A 10,064-nucleotide genomic window follows, 5' to 3' on the forward strand; every position below is an offset into this window, starting at 1 on the left:
GGCGTGGGGGTGGGGGGTCTGGGGGGGTCTTGTCGTAGAGTCTCTCGTGGCTTCTGTATTGGTCTCTTTTCCCCTCCCCCCCCTCCCCCCCCCTCCTCCCCCCCCCCCCCCCCCGCGGCTGAGGCGAATACGGGTTGTTTTTACGTTCCATTACCTAGGAGACGAGGAGGTCGGTGTCGATGGTCCTCGCTCTGACTGTGTGCGGGTCGGTGATCGCGCTCGTGGTGGTGGGGCTCATCGCCTTCGGACTGCGCCGACGACTGATCCAGCGCTCCGGTGGAACCTTCAACTGCAGCCTGCGGTGGGACGCTCCGGAGAAGGCAGCGGGCGGCGAGGAGAAGGGCAAGGGCTGGGGCTACGGCATCGCCCGCTACAACGGGGACCGCATCGAATGGTTCCGGATCTTCTCGTACTCACCCCGCCCGCGCCGCGTGCTGGAACGCTCGGCGATCGAGGTGGCCGGCCGCCGCACCCCGGACGGCGAGGAGCTGGTGCTCCTGCCCGACGACGTCATCCTTGTCTGTCTCCACCGGGGCACCCGTCTGGAGCTGGCGATGAGCGAGGACGCGCTGACCGGTTTCCTCGCGTGGCTTGAGGCAGCCCCTCCCGGGCAGCGCGTGAACGTCGCCTGACCACGGGGTCCTCCCGTCGGCCGTCGGCACGAGAGCGCGTGCGGGGTGTGTACCGGCTCGCGGTGATCCGGCCGGCGAGTCAGCCGGTGCCGCGAACGACACCGGCTGACGCGATCTGATTCCGCACCGGGGGTGCCCATCGCGGTGTGCCGGCACTGATCCACCCGGGCTCCTGCAGGAAAACCGCAGGTAGTCCGACTGCCGCATCCCCCGGTGAGAATGGGCGACCCACCGGCCAGATCCATTCCAGTAATCCACACCCTTCATGGCACGTGCGCCGGTTACGGCATATGTCACTCGAATGGTCCAGCCTCTGTCCCGGTGCGCTGTCCCTCCCAGGCACGCACACCGTTCCCCTGTCGTCGCCCCTGGTGAGGGTGCACGGAGACCCAAGTCCGCCCGGCGCCCGAGGAGTTCGCATCGCCCTGGTAAGGCTGGCCGGCCGCGGGGAGCGCCGATTCGCGTCGGCACTCGGCCACTGGGCCGTACTCCTTCACCCGTCCAGCTTTCCCTGGATGCCAACGGCCGGGTCTCCCGATCAGGTTGGGACCACCACCATGAAGGGAGAACCAGTGCTGACCTCGAAGAACGTTCGTGCTCTGGCCGTGGCCGTCGTCCTGGGCGCGACCGTGTCCGGTGCCGTGACACCGGCCGCCGCCCAGCCGTGGGCCGAGCGCCGGGTGTCTCCGGTACCGTGCGGGGATTCCGCCGAGCTGATCAGCCGGATCCACCAGGCGAACACCCTCGGACGGGGGTTCGTCATGCTGTCGCCCCGATGCAGATACGAGCTCACCTCACCGGCGGCCCAGGGCCCCGACGGGGCGAACGGACTGCCCGTCATCACAGGGAACGTCACGATCAGTGGCTACCGGGCGACGATCTCCCGTGACTCGGACACGCCGTTCCGTGTCGTCGAGGTCGCTCCCCGGGGATCTCTCACTCTCGACGGGATCACCGTGTCCGGTGGCAGGGCGGCCGACGGCACCGGCGGAGGAGGCATCCTCACCGCGGGCAAGCTCCTGCTGAGCGGAGGCAGGGTCGCCGGCAACAGGGCCGCCGGTATCGGCGGCGGTATCGCGGTGGTGTCCGAGGGCAGGGCGCGACTCGTCGAGAGCACGGTGTCGGACAACCGCGCCGGCGACGGCGGGGGCGTGCACGTCGGTGCGTCCGCCCAGCTGACGGTGAGCGGGGGAGCCATCGCGGACAACACGGCCGTGTCCACAGGCGGGGGACTGGCCACGTTCGGGACCGCGGTCCTCAGGGGGACGACGGTCAAGGGCAACCACGCCACGACATTCGAAGGCGGTGGCATCTTCACGGCGCTCGGTCGCCTCACACTCACCGGCGGCCGGGTGGCGGGCAACAAGGCCGGCTCGCACGGCGGCGGCATCGTCAACCTGGGCCTGGGTGGCACCCTGCGGCTGCTGAACACGACCGTGGACCGCAATGTCAGCGGACTCGACGGCGGTGGGCTCTATCACGCGGACGGCACCTCCGTCCTGCTCGGCAGTGACGTCTCCGACAACCGGGCGGGCGGCGAGGGCGGTGGGATCTTCCGTCTGGGCGGCTCGGTCGCGCTGGTCGGGGACTCCGCCGTCCACAGCACGCCCGACAACTGCGCGCCGTCCGGAGCGGTCCCCGGCTGTACGCCGTAGGTGCTGGACGGCCAGGTGCCGGGGTGCCCGGGACCTGGCCGTACGCAGGTCTGCCCCGTCGCAGACGAGGGAGGGGCGGAGGACGGACAAGCGACCGGGCTTACTCCGTTCGGGTGAATAGGGCGAGAGCTTCTTGTTGCCCGATCGGATGTATGGGTCACTGAGAGTGTGAACCGGCGGGCTGCCCATCCCCGAGCCGGGGGAACGTTCTGACAGGCAGCGCTCGTCGGTTTTTTCCTTGCCCAGGGGGACGGCGGAAGCTGCAGCGCACCCCGCCGGGTGTCGCGGGAGCCGTGGACGTGGTCGTGACCAACGCCGCCGAATCGGCGACCGCCACCGACGGCTTCACCCACGTCGCGGGGCCCGGCATCTGGCCGGTCCGACGCTCTCCCCGCCGGGGAGACGCTGACCCCCCGTCCGGGCGGCAGTCCCCCCTCCGCCCGGACGGGGCTCCACCCCGTGGCCACGCCGTGACGTGACCCGTACGGCTGATGTGTCCCTTCTTACGCCCAAGGAGTAGTGCCATGGCTTCCCCTTGTCGTTTCCTCGGTCAGTCGCAACCAGGGGTCCACCGCAGGCGGTACCACTGTCACCGTGGCGGGAAGCGGGTTCAAGGTGGTGCTGACCGTCCGGATCGGGGTGAAGGCGGCGGCATCCTTCACCGTCGACAGCGCCGCCATGTCGGGGCTGCCGCCCAGCCAGGGACCGTGTCAGGGGGGACGGCCCTGAGGCTCACGGGTGGGAATCCGTCCGGTGCGACGATCGTGCGGTTCGACGGGGTGCCGGCGACGTCGTCCGCCGTCCGCAGCGCCACCCGGATCACCGCGGTGACTCCGGTCCGTTCGGCCGGGGCGGCGGCGGTCACCGTGATCACCCCTGGCGGAACAAGCAACCCCGCCGACCACATCTGCCTCGACCCGCCGACGCTGGTCTCCCTCGTGCCCACTGCGGGGCCGGTCACGGGCGGCACGGTCGTCGCACTGACCGGCGCACCTCGCGGGGCCACCACCGACGTCCGGTTCGGCTCCGGCCTCGCGTCGTGCACCGTGGTCCCTCCGGCGCAGGTCACGGCCGTCGTCCCGCCCGGATCCGCCGGGTCAGTGTCCGTACGGGCGACCGCACGGGCGGGCATCGGCAACGGCTTGACGTACCCGCGGGTCGCCGCGCCCGAGATCTGAGACGCAGGGGGTTCCGTGATGACGTCCTTCCACGCGGCGGTCGTCCACGCCGATCAGTCCGTCACCTACTGCGGCGTCGTGGACGTGGAGCACCTGCGTGCCGTGCGTGCCGTCGCCGCTCCGGGCACCGCATCCCACGTCGTCGTCGAGCATCCCGGACGTCCGGGATCGGTCTTCGTCCTGCGTGCGGACGGAGAATTGGACTGGTACGAACCCGTCGACGGCGACCGGCCCCCGGTTCGCCGCCGGGACCGGAGGCCGGCCGACCCCGGCCCGGCTGGGGGAGGGGCCCCGGTCGCGGCGCTCGCCGAGGGGCCACAGCCCGCCGCCGGGCAGACGGGCACGGCATGGATCAGTGACACGATCCGCTTCGGTGACGGGGTCATCGGGGGCCCGATGGACACGCCCCACCACCCGCCGAGGGTGGTGCATCACACCACCGAGTCCCCGGCCGGGGGCAGATATCTGGAGGCGGTCGCCTCGTACCTGCTCGAAGTGGCCGCAGAACCGCACCTCATCTACTGCCCGGTCACCGACCGCGTCGGACAGTTCGGCCCCTTGCACCACTCGGCCCGGGCGCTGCGCAACGACGGCTCCCGGCGCACCAATCGCGAGGGCCGGGTCTGTGTCCAGATCGAGGTCCTCGGCCGCGCCTCCCAGCCGTGGACCGACGGCTGGGACCCCTCGAAGAAGCCTGGATGGCAGAGGATCCTTGCCGCCGTTCACTCCTGGGGGGTGCCTGACGCCTGGCCGGCGGGACCGCCCGCGCCGTACCCTCCGGGCTCGGCGCCCCGCTCACGCACGGTGTGGCAGTCCGGCGGCGGGCACTTCGGCCACTGCCACGTACCGGGAAACGACCATGGAGATCCTGGGGCGATCGACACCGGGAAGGTGCTGTCCCTGTCCCGGGATGCCCGGCCGAAGGTGAGCCTCGCCCGGGTCGTCGCCGCCGCGCGGAGGGATCCTCCGGCGCCCGACGGGCATCGTACGTCTCCGAGGGACGTCCGGCTGGTGGAGGAGGCGCTCGCCGCGGAGGGACTGCTGGAGCGCAGGTATGTGGACGGTTCGTTCGGCACGAAGACCGTCTCGGCGTACGCCGCCTGGCAACGCAGCCGTGCGGGTGGGTCCTATCGGGGCCGTGACGCCGACGGCGTACCGGGCCGGACGTCCCTGACCCGGCTCGGCGACAGACACGCCTTCGTCGTCGTGTGAACGACGGAGAGGTCGGCCGCCGGTGTGGGCGGGCGGACGCTCCCCCGGACCAGGTGCGGGGGAGCGTCCGTGTCCTCAGGCTGTTCCTCCGTCGGTCACTTCAGGCCGTTGTTGATCGCGGTCACCAGCTCTCCGTTGCTCGTGTCGCCGCTGAACTCCCAGAAGAACGCGCCGCCCAGGTTCTGGTTCTTGGCCCAGGCCATCTTGGTGCCGATGGTGGCGGGTGTGTCGTAGCTCCACCAGTTGGTGCCGCAGTGCGCGTAGGCCGTGCCCGCGATGGTGCCGGTGGCCGGGCAGGAGTTCTTCAGGACCTTGTAGTCCTCGATGCCGGCCTCGTAGGTGCCGGGTGCCGCGCCGGTCGCCGATCCGCCGGGGGCGGACTGGGTGACGCCGGTCCAGCCACGGCCGTAGAAACCGATGCCCAGCAACAGCTTGGCGGACGGCACGCCCTTCGACTTCAGCTTGGCGATGGCGTCGGCGGAGTTGAAGCCCGCCTGCGGGATCCCGGGGTAGGAGGTGAGCGGGGAGTGCGGTGCGGTCGGGCCGTCCTTGTCGAACGCGCCGAAGTAGTCGTACGTCATCACGTTGTACCAGTCGAGGTACGAGGCGGCGCCACCGTAGTCGGCCGCGTCGATCTTGCCGCCGGAGGAGCCGTCGGCGGTGATGGCCGCGGTGACCAGGTAGTTCGAGCCGAACTCGGAGCGCAGGGCGGACATGAGGTTCCTGAAGGCCGCCGGGCCCGAGGTGTCGCAGGTCAGACCGCAGGCGTTCGGGTACTCCCAGTCGATGTCGATGCCGTCGAAGACATCGGCCCAGCGCGGGTCCTCGACGACGGCCTTGCAGGACCTGGCGAACGCCGCCGGGTTCTGCGCGGCCTGGCCGAAACCGCCGGAGTAGGTCCAGCCGCCGAACGAGTACAGGACCTTGATGTGCGGGTACTTCGCCTTGAGCTGGCGCAGCTGGTTGAAGTTGCCGCGCAGCGGCTGGTCCCAGGTGTCGGCGGTGCCGCTGACGGACTGGTCGGCGGTGTACGCCTTGTCGGTGGCCGCGTAGGAGTCGTCCAGGACGCACTGGCCGTTCTTGACGTTGCCGAACGCGTAGTTGATGTGGGTGATCTTGGCGGCGGAGCCCGAGGTCACCAGGTTCTTCACGTGGTAGTTGCGGCCGTAGACGCCCCACTCGGTGAAGTAGCCGAGCTTGACCTTGGAGCCGGGCGGCGGGTCGACGACCCCGCCGGTGGTGCGGACGGCGACCGCGCCGCTGAGCGGGCCGGTCTGGTCGGCGGTGTCGCGGGCCTGGACGGTGTAGGAGTAGTCGGTGCCGGCGGTCAGGCCGGTGTCGGTGTAGGTGGTGCCGGTGACGGTGGCGACCTTGGTGCCGCCGCGCAGGACGTCGTAGTTCTTGATGCCCTTGTCGTCGGTGGCCGCGCTCCAGCTGAGCTTGACCGAGGTCTCGGTGACGCCGGACGCGGTCGGGGTGCCGGGCGCGGAGGGCGCCGCGTCACCGGGGACGCTGGGGCCGCCGTCGCAGCTGCCGCCGTTCAGCTTGCAGTTCGCCGGGGAGCCTGAGCCGCTCCCGTTGAAACCGAAGGAGACGGAGGCGCCCGGGGCGAGTGTGCCGTTCCAGGACTTGTTCCTGGCGGTCCAGTGGGAGCCGGAGGAGGTCACGTCGGCGTCCCAGGCCGAGGTGACCGACGTTCCGGAGGGGAAGTCCCACTCGACGGTCCAGGAGCTGAGCGTGGTGGTGCCGGTGTTCTTGACGGTCCACTTTCCTTCGAAGCCGCTGCCCCAGTCCTGGGTCCTGGTGTAGGTGGCGGTAGCTGCCGAAGACGCGGTCGCCGCGGGGGCCGGGGTCGCGAGACCGACCAGGCCCGTCAGGGGAAGCAGCAGGGTGGCGAAGCCCGCCGCGAGTCTGTGCCTGAAGCGCATGACGCGCCTCCTTGTGGGGTGTCGTGAGCATGAGCATGACGTGGCGCAGTGCGGCGAGAATAGAAAGGTCTGGACCATAGGTCAATGGGTCTGGACCAGTGCACCGCGCCGGACACCCGTACGGCGGGTCAGATCCCCAGTTCCTGGGCCAGCACGGCCGCCTGGACCCGGCTGCGCAGATCGAGCTTGCCCAGCAGCCGGCTGACGTGGGTCTTCACCGTCGCCTCCGCCATGTCGAGCCGCACCGCGATCTCCGCGTTGGACAGCCCCTGAGCGAGACAGGAGAGCACCTCGCGCTCCCGTCGGGTCAGCGAGTCGAGCGCCGACCGGTCGACCGTGGGCTCACGGGCCGGCCCGGCGGCGAACTCGGCGATCAGGCGCCGGGTGACGGCCGGGGCGATCAGCCCCTCACCGCGCGCCACTGTCCGGACGGCCGTGAGGAGGTCCTTCGCCTCCGTGTTCTTGAGCAGGAACCCGGCGGCACCCGCCCGTAGCGCCCCGAACACATACTCGTCGAGGTCGAAGGTGGTGAGGACGAGGACGTCGGCGAGGTCCTCGGCGACGACCTGGCGGGTCGCGGACACCCCGTCGAGGCGCGGCATCTGAACGTCCATCAGCACCAGGTCCGGGCGCAGTTCCCGGGCCAGTTCCACCGCGCGTTCGCCGTCGGCGGCCTCGCCGACGACCTCGATGTCGGGCGAGCTGCTCAGGATGAGGACCAGCCCCGCGCGTACGGCGGACTGGTCCTCGGCGACGAGCACGCGGATCATGCGGGTTCTCCTTCGGTGACCGGGAGGGTGGCGCGTACGACCCAGATCTTGCCGTGCCCCGCGCTCTCGGGGCCCGCCTCGAAGGTGCCGTCCAACAGCGCGACACGCTCCCGCATGCCGACCAGACCGGCGCCCGAGCCCGGTGCGCTCGGGTCGTCCCGGTCGCCGTACGGGCTGGTCACCGCGATGTGGAGGGAGCCATCCGGTTGCCGCAGGGTCACCGTGACCCGTCCGGGGCAGGCGTGCTTGAGGGCGTTGGTGAGGGACTCCTGGACGATGCGGTAGGCCGCGAGTCCCACGGGCGCGGGCAGGGCGTCGCCGTGGTCGGCGTCGAGGGTGACGTCCAGGCCGTTGGTGCGGGCGCCGTCGACCAGTGCGCCGAGCCCGTCGAGAGTGGGGGCGGCGGCCGGAGCGTTGTCGTCGCCGGTGTCCCTGAGGATGCCGATCAGCCGGCGCATCTCGGCGAGGCCCTCGACGCTGTTCTCGCGGATCACCCCGAGGGCCTGCCGGGAAGTCTCCGGGTCGTCGAGGGAGAGCGCGGCGGTGGAGTGGATCGCGATCGCCGACAGGTGGTTGGCGACCATGTCGTGCAACTCCCTGGCCATGCGCGCGCGTTCGGACACGACGGCCTGGACGCGGTCCATCTCGGCCAGGAGCGCGGTCTGTTCGGCGCGGAGCCGGGCGGCCTCGGCGGCGTCGCGGTGGTTGCGGACGATCCAGCCGGTGGCGGCGGGCATGAAGGCGACCAGGCCGATGACCGCGCCGACGAGCACCGCCTCCGGCACCCGCCAGACCGCCACCGGCACGACTGTGCCGACCGCGGTGAGCACCCCGGAGACCCACAGGACGCGGCGGGCGGTGGCGGGTGGACCGTAGACCACGGCCGCGTACACCAGGTCGGTGAACATCACGACCGTGACCAGGTTGCCCTGTGTGATGGTGTCCACGGTCAGCGCCGCCCATCCGACCAGCACGGCGGTGCGGGGCAGGACGCGGCGCACCGACTCGCAGGCCGCCGTCACCACCAGGGGCAGCAGGATCCACCAGCGGCCGTCCAGCAGCACGATCGGGTCGTGGGCCGGGCGGGTCGCGAGGTGGAGCCCCCACAGCAGCAGGCCACCGAGCAGTCCGGCGAGGGCGGCGCGCACGTCGAAGGGGTGCGGGTGGGGCGGTCGTACGGCCATGTCCCCATCCAACACGGGGCGGGTGCGCGCCGCCTGATGCCCGGGAACGGTCCTGGAGTGCATCTTTCGGTGTACCGCGGGTTCGTCATCGCCGACGACGATTCCGGCCGGTCCCGTCGGGAGCCTGAAAGGGTGAACGAAAGGAGCGAGTCGTGATCGTCGCGTTGATCATCGCCTGCGAGGTCGGCTTCTGGGCGCTGCTGGCCCTCGCCCTGGCCGTCCGCTATCTGCTGAGGTGGCGCCGGACGAGTGTGGTCCTGCTGCTGTGCGAGCCCCTGCTGGAACTGGTGCTCTTCGTGGTGACCGCGATCGACCTGAAGAACGGCGCGGAGCCGAGCTGGGAGCACGGCCTGGCGGCCCTCTACATCGGGTTCACCGTGGGGTACGGGCACTACATGATCCGCCGGCTGGACGGCCATGCCGCGCATCGCCTGGCCGGCGGGCCGAAGCCGGTGGGGCCGCCGAAGTACGGCATGGCGAGGGCCCGGCACGAGGGCGCGCTCTGGCTGCGGACCGTGGTGGCGGCCGGTGTCGCGCTGGCACTGCTCCAGGCGGCCGTCTGGTACGTCGGCGACGACGGGAACGTCGAGTCGCTGAGGTCGTTCCAGTGGGCGGCGCTCCGGGCGGCCGGGATCCACGGGCTGGTCGCCCTGGCGTACACGATCTGGCCGAAGAAGGCACCGGAGGGTGACGGACGGGCCGAGCGGGGGAAGGAGCGGGCGGGGGTGCGGTAGGGGCGCGGCGCCGGCCGGGTGGCGGTGATGGCTGGGGGAGACCAGCAGTCCTGTGGCGCTGTCGGCCGGGGCGGGCCGCCACCGCGGCGCCCTTGACAACCTGGTTGGCCCGGTGGCGCCGTCGGTCGGGTGGCGGTGTCGGCTGAGCAGTGCCCGAGGCGGGGTCGCGCCGTTACCCCAGCGGCACCGGCAGCCCGGCGGCCGGGTGGCGCCGGTGGCTGGGGGCACCAGCAGCCCGGTGGCGCTGTCGGCCGGGGCGGGCCGCCACCGCGGCGGCGTCGACAGCCCGGTTGGCCCGGTGGCGGTGTTGGCCCGGGTGGCGGTGTCGGCCGAGCAGTGCCCGAGGCGGGGTCGCGCCGTTACCCCCGCACCGGCAGCCCGTCGGCGCTGTCGGTCGGGTCGCGCTGACAACCCGGTTGGCCCGGTGGCACCGTCGGCCCGGTTACCCCGGTTACCCCGGTGGCACCGACAGCCCGATGGCCGTCGTCGCCCCAGTGGCATCGACAGCCCGATGGCCGTCGTCGCCCCAGCGGCGTCGACAGCCCGATGGCGTCGTCGCCCCGGTGACGTCGGCCCCTCAGTGACCCCTCGGCTCGCCCACGGCGCGGGGGCTCGGCGCCGTTCGGGGGCGGGGGGGGGGGGGGGGGGGGGGGGGGGGGGGGGGGGGGGAGGGGAGAGGGAGGGAGGGGGGGGGGAACGGGGGACAGAATAGTGGGAGCGGTTTTGCAACGTCGTCGCCGTACCACGCGGCGACAGCGGTGCGGGTGACGC

General features: G+C 71.7%; 9 protein-coding genes. 6 read left to right on the plus strand and 3 right to left on the minus strand.

Annotated elements, in window-relative coordinates; all coding sequences use genetic code 11:
* Positions 1 to 179: 179 nt before the first annotated feature.
* The 5 genes from ACZ43N_RS35665 (at position 180) to ACZ43N_RS35685 (ending at position 4,677) form a co-directional block, all read left to right on the plus strand.
* A complete protein-coding gene (locus tag ACZ43N_RS35665) occupies positions 180 to 632 on the plus strand; it encodes a DUF2550 domain-containing protein (RefSeq protein ID WP_468103193.1) in 453 nt (150 codons plus the stop codon).
* A 557-nt stretch (positions 633 to 1,189) separates the two neighbouring features.
* Positions 1,190 to 2,287 carry a right-handed parallel beta-helix repeat-containing protein gene (locus ACZ43N_RS35670; protein ID WP_468103194.1) on the plus strand — a complete coding sequence of 366 codons (1,098 nt, stop codon included), beginning with the start codon at positions 1,190 to 1,192 and terminating at the stop codon, positions 2,285 to 2,287.
* Between the two features lie 519 nt (positions 2,288 to 2,806).
* Positions 2,807 to 3,016, plus strand: a complete 210-nt coding sequence (locus ACZ43N_RS35675) for an IPT/TIG domain-containing protein (protein WP_468103195.1) — start codon at positions 2,807 to 2,809, stop codon at positions 3,014 to 3,016.
* 35 nt (positions 3,017 to 3,051) lie between these two features.
* Positions 3,052 to 3,465, plus strand: coding sequence for an IPT/TIG domain-containing protein (locus tag ACZ43N_RS35680; RefSeq protein WP_468103196.1), 414 nt, complete (start codon positions 3,052 to 3,054; stop codon positions 3,463 to 3,465).
* An 18-nt stretch (positions 3,466 to 3,483) separates the two neighbouring features.
* A complete protein-coding gene (locus ACZ43N_RS35685) occupies positions 3,484 to 4,677 on the plus strand; it encodes a peptidoglycan-binding protein LysM (protein WP_468103197.1) in 1,194 nt (397 codons plus the stop codon).
* A 95-nt stretch (positions 4,678 to 4,772) separates the two neighbouring features.
* Here the strand turns inward: ACZ43N_RS35685 and ACZ43N_RS35690 are convergent, their stop codons facing one another.
* The 3 genes from ACZ43N_RS35690 to ACZ43N_RS35700 all read right to left on the minus strand — a co-directional run bounded on the left by ACZ43N_RS35690 (position 4,773) and on the right by ACZ43N_RS35700 (position 8,559).
* Positions 4,773 to 6,605, minus strand: a complete 1,833-nt coding sequence (locus ACZ43N_RS35690) for a glycosyl hydrolase family 18 protein (RefSeq protein ID WP_468103198.1) — start codon at positions 6,603 to 6,605, stop codon at positions 4,773 to 4,775.
* Between the two features lie 128 nt (positions 6,606 to 6,733).
* The gene (locus ACZ43N_RS35695) at positions 6,734 to 7,375 is read right to left on the minus strand and encodes a response regulator (RefSeq protein ID WP_468103199.1); all 642 of its coding nucleotides are present in this window, start codon (positions 7,373 to 7,375) and stop codon (positions 6,734 to 6,736) included.
* Complete coding sequence (locus tag ACZ43N_RS35700; protein WP_468103200.1) at positions 7,372 to 8,559, minus strand: sensor histidine kinase; 1,188 nt, start codon at positions 8,557 to 8,559, stop codon at positions 7,372 to 7,374. The genes ACZ43N_RS35695 and ACZ43N_RS35700 overlap by 4 nt, the downstream gene beginning before the upstream one ends.
* A gap of 152 nt (positions 8,560 to 8,711) precedes the next feature.
* Between ACZ43N_RS35700 and ACZ43N_RS35705 the strand changes: the two genes are divergently transcribed.
* Positions 8,712 to 9,293: a hypothetical protein gene (locus ACZ43N_RS35705; RefSeq protein WP_468103201.1), complete on the plus strand. Its 582-nt coding sequence runs from the start codon at positions 8,712 to 8,714 to the stop codon at positions 9,291 to 9,293.
* The last annotated feature ends 771 nt before the right edge of the window (positions 9,294 to 10,064 follow it).

This window comes from Streptomyces sp. NPDC030814, from assembly GCF_055572155.1.